This is a genomic window from Marinomonas lutimaris, from assembly GCF_019426345.1.
Taxonomy (GTDB): Bacteria; Pseudomonadota; Gammaproteobacteria; order Pseudomonadales; family Marinomonadaceae; genus Marinomonas; species Marinomonas lutimaris.
This window is the reverse complement of the sequence record NZ_JAHLLW010000001.1, coordinates 85,520-107,605: the sequence shown is the minus strand read 5'-3', so window position 1 is coordinate 107,605 and position 22,086 is coordinate 85,520. Positions and strand designations below refer to the sequence as shown.

Here is a 22,086-nt window from a genome sequence, read left to right as displayed (position 1 = left end):
GCCTGTTGTTGATTGCTGGTTAATATCAGTAAAAGCTTCGTTATCTATGATAACGGAGCTTTTTTATTTATAGGACTTACTTATTCGACTGATAAATACTGTCTAAAAATAAAACCAAAAAAACCTTGAGCCTTAATATTACAATTCATACTATTAAAAATACTTAGCAAATAAGCTATGACTATAGAGTTGGTTGGTCGACTCGCCTTTGCTTTGTTCGTAGTATCAAGCAAAGCTTTTATAAAAATAAAGTAATTTAGTCTCTTAGGGATAATTAATGAAAATAATAAAAATGTGGGGAAAACTGGCGTTGGTTGGTTTGACAGCGGCAAGCTTGGTGGCTTGTGGTGGATCAGAAGAAAAAGAAACAGCCAAGGCGGAAAAAGCGGCGGATGTCATTCATTGGAAAATGGTCACTACTTGGCCGAAAAATTTCCCTGGTTTAGGCACAGCGGCAGAACATTTAGCGGAAAATATTACCGCAATGTCGAATGGGCGCTTAGTGGTAAAAGTATACGCTGCAGGCGAGCTAGTACCTGCGTTGGAAGTGTTTGATGCGGTATCACGTGGCACTGCTCAAGTGGGTCATGGTGGTGCTTTCTACTGGAAAGGCAAAGCTCCAGCGGCTCAGTTTTTCTCTGCCGTACCGTTTGGCTTTACTGCACAAGAAATGAACTCATGGCTCCACTATGGTGGCGGCCTGAAATTGTGGGAAGAAACCTATGCACCTTTTAACCTTATCCCGATGGCAGCAGGCAATACTGGAGTACAAATGGGGGGTTGGTTCAACAAAGAGATCAATTCTCTTGCTGACTTCCAAGGCTTGAAAATGCGTCTTCCTGGCTTAGGTGGCGAAGTATTAAAAAAGGTAGGTGGCACACCAGTTAACTTGCCAGGGAGTGAGATCTTCACCGCACTGCAAACCGGCACCATTGATGCGACAGAATGGGTTGGCCCATACAATGACCTAGCGTTTGGTTTGTACAAAGCGGCCAAATTCTACTACTACCCAGGTTGGCATGAGCCAGGTTCAACCATGGAAGCGATCTACAATAAAGAAGCGTTTGAAGCCTTACCAAACGATCTTCAACTGATTGTTCGAGCGGCGACTCGCCAAGTGAATGCCGATATGCTGGATGAGTTTACCGCGCGTAACAACGCCGCGTTAGAAACGTTAGTGAATGAGCATCATGTGGTTTTGAAACCATTTCCAAAAGAAGTGTTAGTGGCATTGAAAAAAGCCTCGGCTGAGACACTAGATGAAGTCGCAGCTGCGGATCCTATGAGCCAAAAAGTCTACAACTCATTCAAAGAGTTCAACAGTAAAGTCAGAGCATGGCACGAAGTGTCTGAGCGGGCTTTTATTAATGCTCGTGAGCTTGAGTAACAGAGCGTTTTTGAGCAATGAATAAAAGTAAGGGCCCTTCTTGCTACCAAGAAGGGCCCTTTTGTTTTTTTACAGCGTATCTATGATGAACGAGTATTAGTCGTTCATGCTGCCTAATTCAAGCAGTGTTGCGTTGCCACCGATCGCTGTTGTGTTGTTAGACACAGTGCGTTCAGTGACAAAGCGCAGAACGTAATGCGGCTTTGCAATGACACTTAGGTTTTCTGCATCAGTTTCTTCAACCAATTGGCAGATTAGGCCGCTTTTCGCTGCAAGACGTTGGCTTAGCAGTTGCGCTTGCATAGGGTCGCAAAGTGTTGCAATACCAGCAAGGTGGTTGGCTTCGATCAAAGAATCTTGAGCCGATTCTGCAATGTTCTGCACGACACCTTCAGTCACGAATGGAGAAATCATATCCATGATTTCTTGACCCGTTGGGCCAACAGTAATGACAGGGTTACCCGCAATAAGTGCAGCAAATACTTGACCGACTAAACCTATTTTTGCTTTATCGCCTTCGATAAAAGACATGCAAAGAAACACGCCACGGCCTTGGTTAGATAGTTCGTTACGTTCGCCTGTTGGCCCAGGCATTACACGTGTTTCTGCAATAGATTGCTTGGCGTTATCGATCTGCCAAGCGGCCATTTTTCTTTGTTCGTTAGGAAAAGCGTTAAGGGCTTTCTGCAGTTTTTCTGCACGAGCGTTTACGCCAAGCTTGTCCCATGCTTCGAAGACTTTTTGAGAGACCTGAATTTGGATAGGTTGTACGATTGTCATAGTAATGTCTCCCCTTAAAGGTCTTGCTCAATGGCGAAGCGTTGAAGGTAATGTGGGCCGCCAGCTTTTGGTCCTGTGCCTGATAAACCTTGTCCGCCGAAAGGCTGAACACCAACTACCGCACCGACTTGGTCGCGGTTGATGTAAAGGTTACCAACACGAGCGCGGCTAGCTATGCGTGCACAGGTGGTTTCGTTGCGGCTGTGAACGCCCATAGTCAAACCAAAGCCTGAGTTATTGATGGTGTCGATGATCTTATCCAAATCACGTGCTTTGTAGCGTACAACGTGAAGGATAGGGCCAAATTTCTCATCTGTTAGCTGGTCAATGCTGCTGATTTCGAATGCCGTTGGTGCAACGAACGTGCCGTTTTTAGCGAAGTCTGGAAGCTCTGCTTGGGCAATCAGTTTGCTTTCTTTTGTCATGCGTTCGATGTGCTCAAGCAACATGTCTTGGGCTTTCTTGTCGATAACCGGACCTACGTCTGTACTGTGTAGATAAGGCAAACCAACTGTTTGTTCTTGCATAGCACCTTTGATCATCGGAATAACACGGTCTGCAATATCCGCTTGAACAAACAATACGCGTAATGCTGAACAACGTTGTCCTGCAGAAGCGAAGGCGGAACGCACCGCATCACGTACTACTTGCTCAGGCAAAGAGGTGGAATCAACCAGCATGGCATTTTGACCACCAGTTTCCGCAATCACTGGTACTGGTGCAACGCCACGAGCCGCTAGAGTACGGTTGATCAATTGGGCTGTTCCAGTGGAACCTGTAAAGGCAAGACCCGCAATGCGTTTGTCGCTAGTAAGTGGGGCACCAACCGTTGCGCCGTCACCTGGTAATAGGTGAAGTACGTCAGTCGGAACGCCTGCTTGATGTAGCATTTCAATGGCACGGAAAGCGATTAAGCTGGTTTGTTCAGCCGGCTTCGCAACCACAGTGTTACCTACTACAAGAGCGGCAACCACTTGGCCTGTAAAGATTGCCAATGGGAAGTTCCACGGGCTGATACAAGTGAACACACCGCGGCCGTTTAGCTTGGCTTGTTTTTCTTGACCTAAGAAATCTGTGTAGCTGGTTGGATTGGCAAAGTGGCTACGAGCTTGTTGAGCATAGTAGCGACAGAAATCAACGGCTTCACGTACTTCGTCGATGCTGTCTTGAATGGTTTTACCAGCTTCACGGTGGCAAAGTGCCATCAATTCTGCGTAGTTTTCTTCCATCAAGTCGGCCATTTTATCTAGGCAATCAGCACGTTCTGTTGCTGGACGCGCAGACCATGCAGGGAAAGCGGCTTCAGCAAGGTCAATTGCCTTGGTAACGGTCGCTGTGTCTGCCCAGTCAATTTGACCTGCAGTTTGGCTGTGGTCGTAAGGGCTTTCAATAGAATGCGTTTGACCTGTTGCTACTTTCTCGCCACCAACGATAGGAAAGGCGCGCCATTGGGTGTCTTGCCCCATGAAAGCATCGATTTTCGCTTTGAAAGGCGTCCACTCAGAATCAATCTCGATGTTCGGACCGAATGAGTTTTTACGGTCGTCAAATAAACCAGAAGGCAAGCTGATGTGTGGGTTTGCTAGTGTTTTACGACTTTCGAGCGTAGTAACGGGGTGACCAATCAACTCAGAAATCGGGTAGCTAGCGTCGATTAAACGGTGAACGAATGAGCTGTTTGCGCCGTTTTCTAGCAGACGACGAACCAAGTATGGAAGCAAGTCTTTATGGCTACCGACAGGTGCGTAAATACGCACGCAGATGTCGCTGTCTTTGATCAAGCGGTTGTAAAGTGCATCGCCCATACCGTGTAGACGTTGGAATTCAAATTCTTCTGTCGTTGCACCTAACTGCTTAGCAATGCAGCTAATCGTCGCGATAGTGTGTGCGTTATGGCTCGCAAACTGCGGGAAGATATTTGCACGAGTATGTTCGCTTAATAAGAAGTGAGCGCAAGCCAAGTAAGAAACGTCGGTAGATTCTTTGCGAGTGTAAACTGGGTAGCCATTGATGCCACGCTGTTGGCACATTTTGATTTCAGAATCCCAGTAAGCGCCTTTCACAAGACGCACAGGAATGCGATCGCCTTGTTCTTTAGATAGTGCTGCCAACCAAACTAAAACCGGTAGAGCGCGTTTTGAGTAAGCCTGAACCACAAGGCCAAATAAGCCCCAGCCTTTGGTGCATTCGTCGCGGAACAATTTTTCAAACAAATGCAAAGACAGTTCTAGACGATCTGCTTCTTCCGCATCAATGGTGATACCGACGTTCAACGAGCGAGCTTTGGTAATCAGACCTTTAACGCTTTCAAAAAGTTCTGTCATTACGCGTTCTTCACAACCCACTTCATAACGCGGGTGTAGCGCAGATAACTTGATAGAAATGGTTGGGCGATGTTTTTGACTGTAGGTGTCTTTGCCGACAGACTCAACCGCTTGCAGGTAAGACTTTAGGTATTTGTCAGCATCGGCAGCCGTTAGTGCCGCTTCACCCAACATGTCGAAAGAGTAAGTGTAACCTTTGTCACGGTAGCCTTTACCACGAGACAAGGCCTCTTCAATGCTGCGGCCTAGAACGAATTGATGTCCCATGATTTTCATGGCTTGGTTCATCGCTTTACGAATCACAGGCTCCGAAACACGGTTTACCATGCGGTTTACCAAGTTAGCTGGCGTTCCGTCTTTTTTCTCGTCCATGGTGACGATTTTACCCGTCAATAATAAGCCCCAAGTAGAAGCGTTAACGAAGAAAGAGTCAGAGTTTTTAGCGTGAGATGCCCAATCGGCAACGCTCAAACGGTCTTTGATGAAGGCGTCGGCAGTTTCTTTATCTGGCACACGCATTAGCGCTTCTGCCAAACACATCAGCAAAATGCCTTCTTTAGTGTCTAGGCTGTATTCCAATAGCAAAGCGTCAATCATTGACATGCTATCGTCGTCTTTGCGGACTTCGGCAATCAAGTTTGCAGCGGCATTGGTTTGGGTTTCTAGCTCACCTTCGGTAGGTTTGGCCAAAGGCAATAACTCATTTAACCACTTCTCTTCATCCATATTATAAAGAGGGGAAATAAGCTGCCACAATTCATTGAGTGGACGCTGAATGAAGTTAGGCTGTAACACCTCAATCGCTTTAAACATGGTTGGATTCTCCCGCGTTAACATAAAAAACCAAATGGTTTTTTATTAAGGCCGCATATTGTTATAGAGCAGTTAACACTATTTTGACTACTTTTCACTCTGCTTAATCAAAAAAATGCATGTCTGGATAATGCTGACACTTTAGTGACAGAAGGGATAAATTGTCTTTCGAAAAAATCGTTTTTTTTTATAAGAAAGTCCGACTCCACAATAATAAATTTGGCGCTGATTTATTATTGTGCAGAAGTTTTGAGTAATAGATTGAAATGCTTACAAATGGGGCGATTTTTGGTGTTTTATGAACAAATAGAATTAGCGATTACCAAATTGCTTTTGGTATTTAAGCGGTGTAATACCGAGGGTTTGGGAGAAGACGTTGGTCATGGCGCTTTGGCTGGAGAAGCCACACATTTCGGCCACTTGAATAGGCGGGAAACCTTCTGCGAGTAAGCTTTGCGCGCGTTCTAAACGTTTACGCATTAGATATTGATGTGGTGTCATGCCAGTACGATCTTTAAAGCGCTCGTGAAACTGGCTGACACTTAAAAAGCAGAAGTTTGCCAACTGATCGATATGAACACGGCGAGATAAATTCAGTTCGATAAATTGGTCGAGTTTATCGATATCAAGATGGTTGCCACGGGAACGGACATCTTTATTGTTGATCTGATGGCGAATAGCGCTTAACAAGGTGTTGCCGCAAGCGCGAGCAAGAATCATATCATTTGGGTATTGCTGTAATTCACCAGATAGAGCCGAAGCCAGTATCTGTAAACGAGGGTTAAGCTGAAAATACGCCGCTTGATCAAACAAACGCGATACGACTTCGTATTCTTCGTCGGTAATGCCTTTTTGCGGCGGAATGGGCAGGTTGACCACCATGATGCGATTTTCACCCAGACCCGCAAATGCATGGCTATTTTCTGACGGAAGAATACAACCTTCGCCAGTATGCAATTGCTTGCCTTTGCCTTCTATATCGAAATCGGTATTGCCATCTAGCACAACCACCAGTTGATGGTAATCATGGTCGTGGGCGTCCGCTTCGGTAGGTAGGCTGAAAACATCGGAATCAGACTGAGTCAAAATGTGCCTTTTGAATAAACATAAGTGAGAAAGTATAGCGACCTTAAGGCGGCTTTAGTAGCGTATTTTTTTGAAGATATAGGATTTTACGGCATAAATGGGAGCTTGGAGTGCATATAGAGGCAGATTGAAGGGAAAAGAAACATGGTGCTTTACTTTTAAAAGAGCTTCTAAAAAGCTTTTAAAGCACCGTGTTTGAGCTGAATTTTTGATTTCTAGTTTATACGAATAACAAGGTTACCCAGAGCTCCAGATTTTAAGACATCTTCGTGCGCTTGAGCTAATTCGATAAGCGGGTAGCTATGACGAATGACTGGCTTGAGTACGCCTTTTTCAAACAAGGGACGTAAGGCTTTTGCAATCAATGCAAGCTCGTTTGGTTTGGTATTGGCTAATGCTACACCGACTACAGAAGCATCTCGAGCCATTAAGTCACGAGGATTAATTTCTATCGTGCCGCGGTTCCCCACGACTGCAACGCAACCACCAAAGGCTAAGGCTTTTAAGTCTTGATCCAAGTTGTGATTGGCAAGCATCTCGATAACGATACCAAAACCCGTCTCTAACGACTGATAAGGTGCAAGATGGTCTGCTTCATTGTGCATAATAATGTTAGTCACACCTTGCTGGCGTAATAAATCGGCGCCAGCTGCGGTGCCAGAGCTGGCAACTACTTCCATTCCTGCTGCTAATGCTAATTGCACCGTGGCAATGCCGACTGCGCCCGTTGCACCATGTACCAATACCTTGTCGCCAGCTTTGCCATTGGCTCGGCCAAATAAAGCTCGGTGAGCGGTTGTGTAAGGAATACCAACACAAGCACCTTCTTCGAAAGACAAAGCATCCGCTAGCGGATACGTGTGAGTCGCTGCACAAGCGGCGAACTCAGCAGAAGATCCGCTTAGATTACGACTAAAATAAACCCTTTGACCAATCTCGAAGCCAGTTACATTAGCACCCAGTTCCACAATCGTACCTGCTCCATCAGAACCTGGAGTGTGCGGGAAAGTGGCTGAATAATTATTGGTGCCTGAACGAATGTAAGTGTCCACTGGGTTCACGCCAGCAGCACCTACTTGAACCAAAATCTGGTCTGCAGTAATACTTGGCTTTTGAGCCTCAACCAGCGACAAATCGCTGGCTGGACCGTAGTCTCTCATTTGCATTGCTTTCATATTGAGGTCCTTAGTCTGCATAGACTTGTTCAGGTAGCCAAGTGGCTAGATCTGGCCAGATAGATAACATGATTAACACAGAAACCTGAATAAGAATAAAAGGTATTACGCCTTTATAAATAGACTGAGTTTTCAGTTCTGGAGGCGCTACGCCACGCAGGTAAAACAGCGCGAATCCGAATGGTGGTGTTAGGAATGATGTTTGCAAATTGATTGCCATCATAATGCCCAACCACACAGGATCTAACCCCATTGCTAACAATACAGGCGCAACAATTGGTACAACTACAAAGGTGATTTCAATGAAGTCTAGAATAAAGCCAAGGAAGAACATTAGCAGCATCACGACGATCATTGCGCCAACAACGCCGCCAGGAAGTTGCGAGAAGAAGTCTTGAATCAATTCTTCGCCACCAAAACCACGGAACACCAAAGAAAACAAAGAGGCGCCGATCAGGATCATGAACACCATGCAGGTGACTTTAGTCGTCGAATACACAGCGTCTTTTAAGGTTGGAAGGCTCAACTTACCACTTCCTAGCGCTAGCAGTGCTGCGCCAAGGGCCCCGACACCAGCTGCTTCAGTTGGTGTTGCAACCCCACTAAGAATCGATCCCAATACCGCGAAGATAAGCACTAAAGGCGGAACCAATCCTTTAAAAAGCTGAACGGCTAAGGATTCGTTTGAGCCATTACGTAATTCTTCACGAGGCACAGCTGGTGCTTTGTGCGGCTGTAACCAAGCCACCATGATGACGTAAAGGATATAAAGCCCAACCAAGATTAAGCCAGGAATCAACGCACCAACAAACAAATCTCCCACAGAGATGGTTTTAGGTGAAAAAATTCCCATTTCTAATTGTGCTTTTTGATAAGCATTGGACATCACATCGCCCAATAGAACCAAAGCGATAGAGGGTGGAATGATTTGTCCCAAGGTACCTGTCGCACAAATAGTACCGGCGGCCAATGCGGGATCGTAGCCACGACGCAACATGGTTGGTAACGAAATCATGCCCATGGTCACCACGGTGGCACCAACGATACCGGTACTTGCTGCTAACAACATACCTACCAAAATAACCGAAATGCCTAAACCACCACGCAGGGTGCCAAACAGCATGGCCATGGAGTCGAGTAGCTTTTCAGCCAGCTTGGATTTTTCGAGCAAAACGCCCATTAAGACAAATAGTGGCACCGCGATTAGTGTTTCATTGCCGACAATACCGAATAAACGGTTTGGTAAGGCTTCTAAGAAAACACTATCAAAGGTGCCGAACATAGAGCCAACCGCTGCGAAAATCAGCGCGGTGCCGCCCAAAGAAAACGCCACAGGGTAACCAAACAGTAAGCAGACACAAACACCGGCAAACAGCCATAAAGGAATAAATTCAGCCATTAGTTTTGTCCTTTAGCCTGTCTATTAATGAGGGAGCGAGCCGCAGTCACAACGCCAATATTTTTCAAAATATCGGCTGCACCTTGAATGATCAGGCTAATCATCATGATGGGAATAAGCGTTTTTAGCAGATACACAAAAGGCAAGCCGCCAGGTTCAGGAGAGGTTTCTAATACTCGCCACGAAGCGCTCACGTAATCAAAGCTCAAATACGCGGTGTAAAGCGTGAATGGCAAAAGGAAGAAAAGACCGCCAATGATATTCACCCAGGCTTTTTTAGTGACAGAAAAATCACGATAAAAAACATCAACGCGAACATGTTCGTCGTCTTTAAAGGTGTACGCCGCCCCCAACATAAAGACCATGGCATGCATATAAAGCACAGACTCTTGCAGCGCGATTGCACCAATATCAAAGCCATAACGCAGCAGCACGATGAGGCAGGTAAGCAGCATCATCGCTAACGTAAGCCAAGCAACGCATCGTCCCATGTAATGGGAAATCGCCTCAGCTGAACTGACCAGTTTGTTTAACATTAAAATACCCACAGTTTTTAATCATTTTTATCGGAAGTTTAGCGAGGCCACAGTGCCTATAAAATCCGGACGGTTAGTCTATTGGATAACATCACTCTTGGGAATATTACAGACGTCGTGAATGGTAAGTTAGAAGACATTTAACGGAAATTAGGTGGTTCTTTGATACAAAATTGATAAGAAACGCAATAAAAAAGAGCGGGTTGTTGTTTTTAATGCTATGTCGTTTTTCTATTCTTTTTGTAAGGACTCATAATTTATTTTTGAAATATTTCATTGTTTAACATTTCTGTCACATAACTCTCCTATAGTACAAACCATCGAACGAGCTATGGGCAGTCGCTCATAAATATTTGACTACAACCACTGAGGTTTATGTGATGAAAAAACTAGTTGCAGGTTTAGCGATGACAGCGGCAGTAGGCGTTTCTGTTAACGCTTTTGCAGATGTTGATTCAAATTTGATGTCTTACAGCAAAGCAAGTGGCGTTTCTGGCAATATTTCAAGTGTTGGCTCTGACACCCTAGCAAACTTGATGACCATGTGGGCAGAAGACTTCAAGCGTCTATACCCAAATGTAAACATTCAAATTCAAGCGGCTGGCTCTTCTACTGCGCCACCAGCACTAACTGAAGGTACATCAAACTTCGGTCCTATGTCTCGTACAATGAAAGACAAAGAAATCGCAGCGTTTGAGAAAAAATACGGCTACAAGCCAACTGCTATTCCAGTGGCTATCGATGCGCTAGCAGTATTTGTTCATAAAGATAACCCAATCAAAGGTTTGTCTCTTCCTGAAGTAGATGCGATTTTCTCTTCTACCCGTAAAGGTGGTCACAAAGAAGACATCACTAACTGGGGGAAAGCAGGCCTAGACGGCGCTTGGGCGAAACGTGACATTCAATTGTTTGGTCGTAACTCAGTATCTGGTACTTACGGCTACTTTAAAGAGCACGCCCTTTTCAAAGGTGACTACAAAAACAGTGTAAACGAGCAACCTGGTTCTGCGTCTGTTGTTCAGTCTGTCTCTACTTCTCTTAACGGTATTGGTTACTCTGGTATCGGTTACAAAACGTCTTCTGTACGTGCTGTTCCTTTGACTAAGAAAGAAGGTGGCGAGTTTATTGATGCAACGATTGAAAACGCAGCGACTGGTAAATACCCACTGTCTCGTTTCCTTTACGTTTACGTAAACAAAGCGCCTAATAAGCCGCTTGAACCACTACAACGTGAATTCGTTAAAATGGTACTTTCTAAAATGGGTCAAGAGGTTGTCGTAAAAGACGGTTATGTTCCTCTTCCAGCGAAAGTAGCGAGCAAGTACTTGAAAGATCTAGGTATTAACTAAGTAGTCTTGTAGCGAGCTACGGACGAGATGCTTAAAGTAGGAGGGCCGAAACGCTCTCCTACTTTTCTCTGTTCCACGGCTGTCACACTACTGTCACATAAAAAATGTCACACAACAAAGATGAATGCGGATGACTAAATTAACTGACCATCAGATGCCTGAACTGGATTTCAATACGCCAGCTTTAAAGCGTCATCGTAAAATTCGCGCCCTGAAAGACCGTATGGCTGGAATGGGTATTGCGGTAGGCGGTAGCAGTGTTATTTTGGCTGTACTGCTTATTTGCTTCTATTTACTTTATGAAGTGGCGCCATTGTTTTCAAGCGCCAGTATTGATCCTAAGGCAAGCTACACCTTGCCTGCACAGGACCAAGGTGAAAGCCTCTACTTAACGACCGAAGAACAAACTGAAATCGGTATGCGAGTAGCGAGTAATGGCAGTATCGTCTTCTTCTCTGTTGCTGATGGCAGTGTGATCGACACCGTTAAAAATCTTCGTACTGAAAAAGTCACTGCCTTTGCTGTTGAATCTGATACCAGTCATTTGATGGCATTTGGTTATGAAGATGGTAAAGCATTAATCGTGAAGCATGATTACAAAACGTCTTACCCTGATGGCAAACGTAAAATCACCCCAGTGGTTGAATACCCTTATGGCGAAGAGCCAGTCGATGTGGCAGATTTTGCCATCAAGAAGTTAACCCTTCGTGATGGCAGCGACAGCCTAACCATGGCGGCGATTGGCGATTCAAGCAGCGCCATCACTAAAGTATCGAAAGAAGTGAACTTCATCACCGAAGAAGTGGAATTGAGCGAGCAAAGCGAGCCATTACCTTTCGTTCCTGATGTGGCCAGCATGTTACTTAGTGGTGATCAGCGTTACTTATACGTTGCGACACGCTCTGGTGCTATGAGTGAATTTGATCTACGTGACTTCGATAACATTGCACTCAAAGATGAAATGTCGCTGTTCAAAGACGCCAACACCAAACTTATTTCAATGAGTTACCTATTAGGTAAATCGTCTATCATGGTGGCAGATTCTTCTGGTCGAGTGAGCCAGTGGTTTAACGTTCGTAACAATGACACAAACGAAGAAAAACTGACCTTCATTCGTGATGTTAAACAACCTGTTGCCTTAGTTGATTTGGCAATGGAGCAACGTCGTAAAGGCTTTGCAACGCTTGATGAGCGCGGTTTGGTTGCTATCTATAACGCAACATCGACTCGCCAAGTGATTAATGAAAAATTGAGCGATAACACGGCTCGTCTGATTAGCTTTGCACCGCGTGCGAATGGTTTGTTGTTGGAAGACAGCAAAGGTTTACATTTCTTCAATGTAGATAATGAACATCCAGAAGTTTCTTGGTCTTCTTTGTGGGGCAAGGTGTGGTACGAAGGTTATCAAGAGCCGACTTACACTTGGCAGTCTTCTGCGGCAAATAATGACTTCGAGCCTAAATACAGCTTGATGCCATTAGCATTCGGTACCTTGAAAGCGGCGTTTTACGCGATGTTGATGGCGGTACCATTGGCAATTTGTGGTGCGATTTACACGGCTTACTTCATGGCGCCAGCGCTACGTCGTAAGATTAAACCTGTGATCGAGTTGATGGAAGCCTTGCCGACTGTAATTTTGGGCTTCTTAGCGGGTTTGTTCTTTGCGCCTTTCTTAGAAGAAAACCTAGCGGCGACGTTCAGTATTTTCGTCGTCCTGCCGGTTGGAATTCTATTGTTTGCTTATATTTGGTCACGTTTACCTCAGCAAATCCGCTGGTTGGTACCTGATGGCTGGCAGCCATTGCTGCTTATTCCTGTCATCGTCTTCTTAGCTTGGTTCTGTTTGGCAATGAGTCCAATTATTGAATTGAACTTCTTTGGTGGCAACATTCGCGGCTGGATTACTCACGACCTTGGTATCACCTTTGACCAACGTAATGCGCTGGTGGTGGGTTTTGCTATGGGCTTTGCGGTTATCCCGACTATCTTCTCGATTACCGAAGATGCCATTTTTAGTGTACCAAAAGCGTTAACTCAAGGTTCATTGGCATTGGGTGCGACCTACTGGCAAACCATGACTCGTGTCGTCTTACCAACAGCGAGCCCTGGGATTTTCTCGGCGATAATGATTGGTATGGGTCGTGCCGTTGGTGAAACCATGATCGTACTGATGGCTACGGGTAATACTCCGATTATGGACTTCAATATCTTCGAAGGTATGCGGACGCTAGCGGCCAACTTGGCAGTAGAAGTACCTGAATCTGAAGTGGGTAGCTCTCACTATCGCATCTTGTTCTTAGCGGCGTTTGTGCTCTTTATCTTCACCTTTGTGGTGAACACAATCGCTGAAACCGTGCGTCAGCACCTACGCAAAAAATACGGGTCGCTATAATGAGTACTGAAATGAAAATGAAGAAAAAATCCGTATCCGAATGGGTTAAATCTGGTGATCCATGGGTGTGGTTAAATGCGGGCGCTGTGGCTATTTCTGTCATCATGGTTGTGGGTTTGTTATTACTGATTGCCGTTCGTGGTCTAGGGCATTTTTGGCCTGCGGATGTAGTGGAAACGCATTATGCTTTGCCTGGTGACTCTGAATACAACCTTGTTGCAGAACGTGTGGAAAGTGTTGAAGTGCCAGCGGCTCAGCTACGTGAAGCGGGGATTAATATTCCTGATGAGCATCAGTTGATGCAACGTACTCTGATGAAAACCGGTAACCGTGATGTATATGGTTCGGATTTCCGTTGGGTCATTGATGAATATCTAACAGACTCTAAGCGTCCAGAGATGCTATTCACGGCGGAACGTCGTGAGTGGGGTAACTTATACGGTTATCTGAAAGCGGTGAAAGAAGATGGCAAGATTGTTTCTGAAACCACGGATCTGACGCCAACTGATTCTGCTATGGCGACTTGGAATACTTTCGAAAAAAGCATCGAACGTGCAGCGGTTATTTTCGATGAGATCCATGAAATTGAGAAAAAAGACATTGGTAAGATCAACTACGCACTTGAGCGTATTCGTCTTGAGCAACGTCGTTTAGAGCTAGAAAACAAGCTAACACCTGCGGCAGCGGCAGATCTTGCCGCAGAGCGTGGTCAATACGATGAAGAGTACAAAGGTCTTCAGCAAAGCCTGATTGATCTTTACGCCAAAATCAATCGCGATACCTTTGTTGTGCAAGTGATGGACGGCTCTGAGCATGAAATGCCTGTGGCGAAAATCGTTCATGCTTACCGTGCTAATGCGATGAGTGTGCCTCAGAAGATGGGTTTCTATTTCACTAAATTGTGGGAGTTCTTGTCAGACGAGCCACGTGAAGCCAATACAGAAGGTGGTGTATTCCCCGCCATTTTCGGTACTGTCATGATGGTTCTGCTGATGACAGTTCTGGTAACGCCATTTGGTGTGGTTGCGGCGGTTTATCTACGTGAATATGCGTCTCAAGGTTGGGTAACTCGTATTATTCGTATCGCGGTAAACAACTTAGCTGGTGTACCTTCCATCGTTTACGGTGTATTTGGTTTAGGTTTCTTTATTTACTTCCTAGGTTCCGGTATTGACCAAGCGTTCTTCCCAGAAGCCTTGCCATCGCCAACCTTTGGTACGGGCGGTTTGATGTGGGCGTCTATCACACTAGCGCTATTGACTGTGCCTGTGGTGATTGTGGCAACCGAAGAAGGTTTATCGCGTATTCCTCGCAACGTCCGTGAGGGCAGCTTAGCATTAGGCGCAACGAAATTTGAAACCTTATGGCGTGTTGTTCTGCCTATGGCGAGTCCAGCTATTATGACTGGGGTTATTTTGGCGGTAGCGCGAGCGGCGGGTGAAGTAGCACCGTTGATGTTGGTGGGTGTGGTGAAATTAGCGCCATCGTTGCCATTGGATGGTAACTATCCTTACATCCATTTGGATCAAAAATTCATGCACTTAGGTTTCCATATTTATGATGTGGGTTTCCAAAGTCCGAACGTAGAAGCCGCACGACCATTGGTGTATGCAACAGCCTTATTGCTGGTGATAGTTATTGCTTTGTTAAACTTGTCAGCAGTAACTATCCGAAATCATTTACGTGAAAAATACAAATCGCTGGAAATGTAAGCGGCGGAGAAGAGATTATTATGAGCGACGTTAAAACACACTCAATTGATATTTCAGCAATGCAGCGTAGCCAACAGGCATTGCGCATTGAAGATGAAACCGTTTGCCTATCTGTAAACGATTTGCACCTGTATTACGGTGAAAAAGAAGCGCTGAAAGGCGTAAACATGGTCATTCCAGAGAAAAAGGTAACAGCGTTTATCGGGCCTTCTGGTTGTGGTAAATCGACGTTATTGCGTTGTTTCAACCGCATGAATGATTTGGTTGATGGTTGCCGTATTACGGGTGAACTCAACTTACGTGATCAGAACATCTACGCGAAAGGCACAGACGTTGCTGAGCTACGTCGTCGTGTTGGTATGGTGTTCCAGAAGCCAAACCCGTTTCCAAAAAGCATTTATGAAAACGTCGCTTATGGCCTTCGTATTCAGGGCATTAACAAAAAACGTTTACTTGATGAAACGGTTGAATGGGCACTTCGCTCTGCGGCTTTGTGGGACGAAGTAAAAGACCGTCTACACGAAAGCGCTTTGGGAATGTCTGGTGGTCAGCAGCAACGTTTGGTTATTGCTCGTACCGTTGCGGTAAAACCAGAAGTGCTATTGCTTGATGAGCCTGCATCGGCGTTGGACCCTATTTCAACCTTGAAGATTGAAGAATTGATCCATGAGTTGAAAAGCGAGTTCACCATCGCGATTGTGACACACAACATGCAGCAAGCAGCGCGCGTATCTGATTACACAGCGTTTATGTACATGGGTGATTTGATTGAGTTTGGCGACACGAACACTTTGTTCACTAACCCAAGCAAACAACAAACAGAAGACTACATCACGGGCCGCTACGGCTAGGCGGAGGACGCATTATGAAAGAATTAACAACGGATCATATTTCTCAGCAGTTTAACAACGAGCTGGAACTGCTTCGCCAACACTTTTTAACCATGGGTGGTGTTGTTGAAAACCAAGTGCAAGACGCGGTACAAGCTTTATTAGATGCAAACGGTTCTTTGGCGGAAGACGTGAAAAACCAAGACGCAACGGTGAATCAGCTAGATGGTTTAATTGACGAAGAGTGTCGTCGTATCTTGGCTAAGCGCCAACCTGCAGCGTCTGATTTGCGCATGATTTTGTCGATCAGCAAAGCAGTCAGTGAGCTTGAACGTATTGGTGACGAAGCGAAAAAAATCGCCAACCTGACATTGAATCTGATCAATGAAGGTGAATCTCCTCGTGGTTACGTTGAGATCAACCGTATCGGTCAAATGGTGTCTCGTATGATTCATGACTCTTTAGACGCTTATGCTCGTTTGGATATTGAAGCGGCTATCAAGGTGGCGAAACAAGACCGTGCGGTAGACCAGGAATATAATACGGCAATGCGCTCATTGGTGACTTACATGATGGAAGATCCTCGCAGTATTTCTCGTGTGATCAACGTTATTTGGGTATTACGTTCTTTAGAGCGTATTGGCGATCACGCTCGTCATACTTGCCAGCATTTAATCTTCATGGTGAAAGGCGTTGATGTTCGCCACGTCAATGTGAATGATCTTTCTGCTGATTTGAATAAAAAATAAGTGTTGTTATCAACCTCTTGGTTCTCTTGATGAGCCAAGAGGTTGATTTTTGCCGATTCTCTCTTTCTATTATTACGCTTCCTACCTTCTTCTTTTCATTGACTTTGTTATCATCTGCTTTTCGTTTTAACGGGTGTGAAATACGATGTTTAACTTAGAAACTCATTCTACTGGCTCGCTTGAAGAGTCTTATCAAGAGCTTAATGCTCAGTTAGCGGCTTTGCTAAGTGGAGAGCGCGATTTTATCTGTAATGCCGCGCAGTTTTCGGCGTTTGTTATGCAAACGGTGACGGATCTGAATTGGTCGGGTTTCTATTTTTCTCGTGGCGAAGAGTTAGTGCTTGGACCTTATGTTGGCAAGGTTGCTTGCACTCGCATTCCGTTCGGTCGCGGTGTATGCGGTAAGGCGGCGATTACTTTACAGACGCAACGTATTGAAGACGTTCACGCCTTTGATGGTCATATTGCTTGTGATGCCGCGTCGGCGAGCGAGGTGGTTATTCCTGTTGTCGTTGGTGGTAAATTAATGGCAGTGTTTGATATGGACAGCCCGAAGGTTGGCCGTTTCTCTGAGATTGATCAAGCTGGATTGGAGTCTTTTGTGGCAACTTTTATTGAAGCCACAGATTTCAGTTGGTCAATCTAACTCAACCTTGTTGAGTCTTTTGTTATAAAAAGTGCACTTCAAGTTCGTCTAATGACGTTTGATGAACGGCAGGTAGGCCATCGATGATGGCTTGCATGTCTTGATCACTTTGTTGTGTTGCCGCTTCTTCAATCAACTGACATTGTTTGGCAAATAGCTGCATTGCCATGTTTAAACTGGCGGACTTGAGTGAATGGCTCACATGCCTTAATTCTTGATAGTCTCTCTTTTCCCAAGCTTGCTTAAGCTGCACCATTTTTTCGGTGCTGTCGTCAACAAACTCCAAGCGTATAGCGTTAATTGTGTCTTTCCCTAGCAGTTGAATTAGAGAGTCTAGATGGGCGTGATCAATCATTTTTATGAGCCTTTGACGATATGTCTTTGTATGTTGTTTTTTTCGGTGAAAAGAGTCCCGCTATAAGTGGCTCTAGTTGGGTCTGCGTGAGCGGAAAATGTAATGGTATGATTGAGTGCTCTGGGTGGCTAATCGCTTGGGGGTTATAGCCAAGAATAGGGCAAGATTTTGCTTTCCATTGCTGCAGTGCATCATTGCCATCTCGTTCAAATCGCGGTGTATTCCCTAGAATCACTAGATCGTAATCTTTGTATTCTTGCAGGCTGCCATCCTTTGAAAAGATAGCATCAATATTGAACGTGGCAAGTTGTAAGCCAATAATTTTGGCTAGATGCGTGTCCGTTTCAATGACCAATGCTTGTGTTTGCTCAGTACAGTGAAAAGCAGACGATGTCGGTAAGTTGGTACTCGGAACGTAATATGGAATATCGACCCAAAACTCACAGCCTTTTTGTGGCGCACAGGAAAAATGCATCTCGCCTTGCATGAGATAAACCAATTTGTGACACAAAGCCAGACTCAAGCCCACTTTACTGGGCAAAGGACCTTCTTGTTGCATTGGCAAAGATGGGTTGATTCTTAAATTTTGTTGTAATTCATTTGGCATACCTAGCCCAGTGTCTCTAAGGGCTATTTGCATCACTCTGATTTCTTTTGTGTCTGGAACAAGTGGTAGTTGAGGTGCGTTTAGCGCTGAAGGCCTAATTTGTAAACTTATGCTACCTGATGAGGTATAGGTAATCGCATTTTGTAGCAGAGCAACGATGATCTCTTTGGTTCGGATAAAGTCTAGACTGATATCTTTAGGTAGAAGAGGATCAATATAGAGGATGCTCTGCAAATTTTTGCGCGTCATCTGCGGCTCAAAAATAGCCAGGTAATCTTCTATGCTCTTTTGTAAGCACTCGGTCGTTGGGTTAAGTGTTAGCTGCTTGGCATCAATGAGCGCTAGGTCAGAAAGCATTTCGATAGTTTGTAGTAACTGATGACCTGATTCTTCAATATGCTTTGATAGCACCCCTGTGTCATTTTTTGACTCTGTGCAATTCAGTGTTTTAGCGGTTCCCAAAATGGCATTAATCGGAGAACGTATTTCTTGGCTAATAAAAGACAGCAGATTGGCTTTGTCTTCATGGACAGTTTGAATTCCTAGTTTAAGTTCATCATTGCGCTTAATGACGTTTCTAAGCTCGGTTAATCCTTTTACAGTAAAAAAGCACAAGCATAATAGGCATGCTAGAAGCGCCATTGAGAGTAGTTGAATATCATCTAAATTCTTCTGCAATGTTTTATGCTGGTTGCTGATGAATTCATTGCTGCCTTTGTTCACTAAGGTGACAAACTCATTGATTTGCTCTTCGATGCGCTGAATGCGTTCAATTAAATCTGGTAGGTAGGAAGTATCGCCGCTTTCTATTTTAGATAAATTGAAACTGAGTAGTTCTAATTCACCGTTAATAATATTCAACAGTCTGGTAGTGCGGCCGCTTTCAAAGGTGCGGATCAGAGAGCCTACGTCTCCTTGTCTAAGTAAGTCTACTCGACTCATTAACAGGTCATACTCAAAAAAAGCATTACCGTTAAGGGGGTAATCGGCTTCGTCCAATTCTATCAAGTAATTGAGAAAACGATATGACTGTATTTGTAGCTGTAGGGTATTCCACAAAGAGCTTTCAAATACGCGCCGACTGTTGTTTTTTGAGCTATCACTGGTGTAAGTAATAATGCCAAATACAGCGATGGTGATGGCAATAATGAAAGCAATAAAGCCATACAGAACCCATAGCTTGAATTTGGATAGCCAAGTGTTTCCTTTAAACAAGCGTTCCATGTTTACTCGGTTCCTACAATCGCTTTGATGCGATCAATTTGCCAAATAGAACGGCCATAAAACATTTCAGATTTAAGCTCTTCGTGTTCGTCAAATGGATAAATCATCATGATAGGACCGAGGTTTCTAACACTCATAGGCTTTCCGTCTAGATGAGTTGCCAAAATCGCGCCGTTTTCCGTAAAGTCACTGAGAGGAATCTCCGTCATGTATTCATTAAGAGCTGTGACTTGTAAAAATGTAGCAGTACTACCTAACTGCTTTAGTAGGTCAGCGGCAGAAAAACCTTGGTAAGTGTGAATACCTTTTGTCCATGGATTATGCGTAGTGATGGTGTATTGAGGCAAGCTGTTTAGCATCGCTAAATCAAACGTTGATTCTGGTTGTAGATTTGCAGTATCGATTGCACCCGATACAGTGAGTAAAACTCTTCCTTTTGGTTTATCTGCCGCGTAGGACGCGATAGACATAACACATAAAAACAGTAATACAAGAGGATTTAGATTTGTATAAGAAGAGTATAAACGCATAAATAAAAGCCTTAATGCTGCCTAATTTAACAGATCTATATGATAGACAAAAATAGCGGGCTTGTGTGATGAATACTCGCTTTGAAATGAAAGAACTGAAGGTTTAGTAACAATTAAGCCGTTTTGGGCTTTCTTAATTGAGAAATCACAAAACGGCTTAATGTTTTTACCTGTATCTACTTCGTACTTAAATAGGATGTATCAAGCTATGTCTGCAAGTCGCGAGCAAGCGGCTTGGTGCTCATTCGATAACACTTGCAAAGTCGGTTTTTGTTGCGCACAGCCTTCATTGGCATGAGGGCAGCGAGTACGAAAAACACAACCTGACGGTGGGTTGATTGGTGATGGTAAATCGCCAGTCAATAACTGGATCTTTTTACCACGCTCTACTCTCGGATCAGGAACAGGTACCGCTGACAACAAGGCTTTGGTGTATGGGTGCTGAGGATTTTCGTACAGTGCGCGTTTGCTGGCTAATTCAACCGCATTGCCTAAGTACATAACCAAAACCCGGTCTGAAATGTGTTTTACCACACTTAAGTCGTGGGCGATAAATACCAAAGACAAGCCCATTTCCGCTTGTAACTCTTTCAATAGATTAACCACTTGCGCTTGGATAGAAACGTCCAACGCAGAAACTGGCTCGTCACATACAACTAACTTAGGCTTGAGAATCAAAGCGCGAGCAATGCCGATGCGCTGGCATTGGCCACCTGAAAATTCATGAGGATAACGGTTAATCACGTTAGGCAATAACCCCACGCGATCCATGATGGCGCGAACCTCGGCTTTTACCGCTTCTTTTGATAATTCTGGACGAAAGGTTCTAAGTGGTTCTGCAATGATATCGCCCACCGTCATACGCGGATCAAGCGACGCCAAGGGGTCTTGAAAGATCATCTGCAGCTCTTGACGCTTGCTGCGCATTTGTTTTTTGTCTAAGTCCGTTAGATCTTGTCCAAGCCAAACCACATTGCCTTCGGTAATTGGCACAAGGCGAAGTAAAGCGCGGGCAAGCGTAGATTTACCACAGCCAGATTCACCCACCACGCCAAGTGTCTCGCCAGCGTAAATGGTCAAATTAACGCCATCTACGGCTTTTAGTGCTTGGCCTTTTTCCCATGGCCATGCATTGTCTGACTTGATGTTGAAGTGTACTTTTAAGTTGTTCACTTCCATTAATACGTTATTTGAAGTGTTCATTAGGCGACCCATCCATCAACGGATTTATGACAAGCTCGTAGTTGACCCGGTGCAAACTCTTTTAGCTCAGGCATGCTTTCTCCACAGCGTTCTCTGGCAAACTCACAACGGGCTTGGAATGGACAGCCTGATGGCATATGCAGCAAGTTAGGTGGGTTGCCTGGAATGGTGGAGAGTTTTTCGTCATTGCCATCAAGGCGAGGAATGGCTTTTAATAAACCTTGCGTATACGGATGCGTAGGGCGATAAAACACATCTTCTGCGGTGCCATATTCCATGGTTTGTCCGGCGTACATCACCAACACTTTGTCGCATAAGCCAGCGACCACGCCCAAATCATGAGTGATCATGATGATGGAGGTGTTGAAGTCGTCTTTTAATTCGTTCAGCAAGGTCAGAATTTGAGCCTGTACGGTGACGTCTAGGGCGGTGGTTGGCTCATCGGCGATCAACAGCTTAGGTTGGCATAATAACGCCATAGCGATCATCACACGCTGTCTCATGCCGCCAGAAAATTCATGCGGATACATGTTCATGCGCTTACGCGCTTCTGGCATCTTCACTGCGTCGAGCATTTTGACTGATGCTTCAAACGCTTCGGCTTTGCTCATGCCTTTGTGCAGCATCAAGACTTCCATCAACTGCTTGCCGACCTTCATATAAGGATTCAATGAGGTCATTGGATCTTGGAAGATCATGGCAATTTCTTTGGAGCGGATGCGGTTCATGGCTTTTTCATTCAGGGTCAGAATGTTTTGCTCGTTAAAGCGTGCTTCCCCTTCAATAATGCCATTGCCAGCCAATAAGCCCATGAGAGCAAATGCGGTTTGGCTTTTACCAGAACCAGACTCGCCAACGATGCCTAGGGTTTCACCTTGGGCTAAGGTGAAGTTCAGATCATTCACCGCGGTTACAAAACCATCGGGCGTTCTGAAATTCACTCGTAAGTTATTTACTTCTAATAAATTCTTTTGACTTGATAAGCTCAT

At 44.8% G+C, this 22,086-nt stretch carries 18 protein-coding genes; 7 read left to right on the top strand and 11 right to left on the bottom strand.

Annotated features, from left to right (window positions below):
• The first annotated feature begins 277 nt into the window (after window positions 1-277).
• Complete coding sequence (locus tag KPL72_RS00460) at window positions 278-1,387, top strand: TRAP transporter substrate-binding protein (protein WP_219701111.1); 1,110 nt, start codon at window positions 278-280, stop codon at window positions 1,385-1,387.
• Window positions 1,388-1,483: 96 nt separating this feature from the next.
• Here KPL72_RS00460 and KPL72_RS00455 read toward each other — a convergent pair whose 3' ends face one another.
• From KPL72_RS00455 to KPL72_RS00430, 6 genes are all read right to left on the bottom strand, one after another.
• Window positions 1,484-2,167, bottom strand: a complete 684-nt coding sequence (locus KPL72_RS00455) for a 1-pyrroline-5-carboxylate dehydrogenase (RefSeq protein ID WP_219701109.1) — start codon at window positions 2,165-2,167, stop codon at window positions 1,484-1,486.
• 14 nt (window positions 2,168-2,181) lie between these two features.
• A complete protein-coding gene (gene putA, locus KPL72_RS00450) occupies window positions 2,182-5,304 on the bottom strand; it encodes a bifunctional proline dehydrogenase/L-glutamate gamma-semialdehyde dehydrogenase PutA (RefSeq protein ID WP_219701107.1) in 3,123 nt (1,040 codons plus the stop codon).
• Window positions 5,305-5,616: 312 nt separating this feature from the next.
• Entirely contained in the window at window positions 5,617-6,390 is a 774-nt protein-coding gene (locus tag KPL72_RS00445) for a helix-turn-helix domain-containing protein (RefSeq protein WP_100187258.1), read from the bottom strand.
• Between the two features lie 215 nt (window positions 6,391-6,605).
• On the bottom strand, window positions 6,606-7,565 hold the full coding sequence (locus tag KPL72_RS00440; protein WP_219701105.1) for an NADPH:quinone reductase: 960 nt from the start codon (window positions 7,563-7,565) through the stop codon (window positions 6,606-6,608).
• Between the two features lie 10 nt (window positions 7,566-7,575).
• The gene (locus KPL72_RS00435) at window positions 7,576-8,964 is read right to left on the bottom strand and encodes a TRAP transporter large permease (RefSeq protein WP_212917027.1); all 1,389 of its coding nucleotides are present in this window, start codon (window positions 8,962-8,964) and stop codon (window positions 7,576-7,578) included.
• Window positions 8,964-9,500: a TRAP transporter small permease subunit gene (locus KPL72_RS00430; protein ID WP_212917026.1), complete on the bottom strand. Its 537-nt coding sequence runs from the start codon at window positions 9,498-9,500 to the stop codon at window positions 8,964-8,966. Before KPL72_RS00430 ends, KPL72_RS00435 begins: the two co-directional genes overlap by 1 nt.
• Before the next feature lie 380 nt (window positions 9,501-9,880).
• On the opposite strand from KPL72_RS00430, the gene KPL72_RS00425 reads away from it, so the two are divergent.
• The 6 genes from KPL72_RS00425 (at window position 9,881) to KPL72_RS00400 (ending at window position 17,178) form a co-directional block, all read left to right on the top strand.
• The gene (locus KPL72_RS00425) at window positions 9,881-10,849 is read left to right on the top strand and encodes a PstS family phosphate ABC transporter substrate-binding protein (protein ID WP_219701104.1); all 969 of its coding nucleotides are present in this window, start codon (window positions 9,881-9,883) and stop codon (window positions 10,847-10,849) included.
• 130 nt (window positions 10,850-10,979) lie between these two features.
• Window positions 10,980-13,241 carry an ABC transporter permease subunit gene (locus KPL72_RS00420; RefSeq protein WP_212917024.1) on the top strand — a complete coding sequence of 754 codons (2,262 nt, stop codon included), beginning with the start codon at window positions 10,980-10,982 and terminating at the stop codon, window positions 13,239-13,241.
• Window positions 13,242-13,252: 11 nt separating this feature from the next.
• The gene (pstA, locus tag KPL72_RS00415; RefSeq protein ID WP_219701795.1) at window positions 13,253-14,953 is read left to right on the top strand and encodes a phosphate ABC transporter permease PstA; all 1,701 of its coding nucleotides are present in this window, start codon (window positions 13,253-13,255) and stop codon (window positions 14,951-14,953) included.
• A 20-nt stretch (window positions 14,954-14,973) separates the two neighbouring features.
• On the top strand, window positions 14,974-15,804 hold the full coding sequence (gene pstB, locus KPL72_RS00410) for a phosphate ABC transporter ATP-binding protein PstB (protein ID WP_212917023.1): 831 nt from the start codon (window positions 14,974-14,976) through the stop codon (window positions 15,802-15,804).
• 14 nt (window positions 15,805-15,818) lie between these two features.
• Entirely contained in the window at window positions 15,819-16,532 is a 714-nt protein-coding gene (phoU, locus tag KPL72_RS00405) for a phosphate signaling complex protein PhoU (protein WP_219701102.1), read from the top strand.
• A gap of 145 nt (window positions 16,533-16,677) precedes the next feature.
• Window positions 16,678-17,178, top strand: a complete 501-nt coding sequence (locus KPL72_RS00400) for a GAF domain-containing protein (RefSeq protein WP_219701101.1) — start codon at window positions 16,678-16,680, stop codon at window positions 17,176-17,178.
• A gap of 22 nt (window positions 17,179-17,200) precedes the next feature.
• Here KPL72_RS00400 and KPL72_RS00395 read toward each other — a convergent pair whose 3' ends face one another.
• The 5 genes from KPL72_RS00395 to oppD form a co-directional block, all read right to left on the bottom strand.
• A complete protein-coding gene (locus tag KPL72_RS00395; protein ID WP_219701099.1) occupies window positions 17,201-17,533 on the bottom strand; it encodes an Hpt domain-containing protein in 333 nt (110 codons plus the stop codon).
• Window positions 17,526-19,364 (bottom strand): sensor histidine kinase, encoded by a 1,839-nt coding sequence (locus KPL72_RS00390; RefSeq protein ID WP_219701097.1) that lies wholly within the window; start codon window positions 19,362-19,364, stop codon window positions 17,526-17,528. The genes KPL72_RS00395 and KPL72_RS00390 overlap by 8 nt, the downstream gene beginning before the upstream one ends.
• A 2-nt stretch (window positions 19,365-19,366) precedes the next feature.
• Window positions 19,367-19,894 carry a putative pterin-binding protein gene (locus tag KPL72_RS00385; RefSeq protein ID WP_212917018.1) on the bottom strand — a complete coding sequence of 176 codons (528 nt, stop codon included), beginning with the start codon at window positions 19,892-19,894 and terminating at the stop codon, window positions 19,367-19,369.
• 201 nt (window positions 19,895-20,095) lie between these two features.
• The gene (gene oppF, locus KPL72_RS00380) at window positions 20,096-21,097 is read right to left on the bottom strand and encodes a murein tripeptide/oligopeptide ABC transporter ATP binding protein OppF (protein WP_219701095.1); all 1,002 of its coding nucleotides are present in this window, start codon (window positions 21,095-21,097) and stop codon (window positions 20,096-20,098) included.
• Window positions 21,097-22,086: an ABC transporter ATP-binding protein gene (gene oppD / locus KPL72_RS00375; RefSeq protein WP_219701093.1), complete on the bottom strand. Its 990-nt coding sequence runs from the start codon at window positions 22,084-22,086 to the stop codon at window positions 21,097-21,099. Before oppD ends, oppF begins: the two co-directional genes overlap by 1 nt.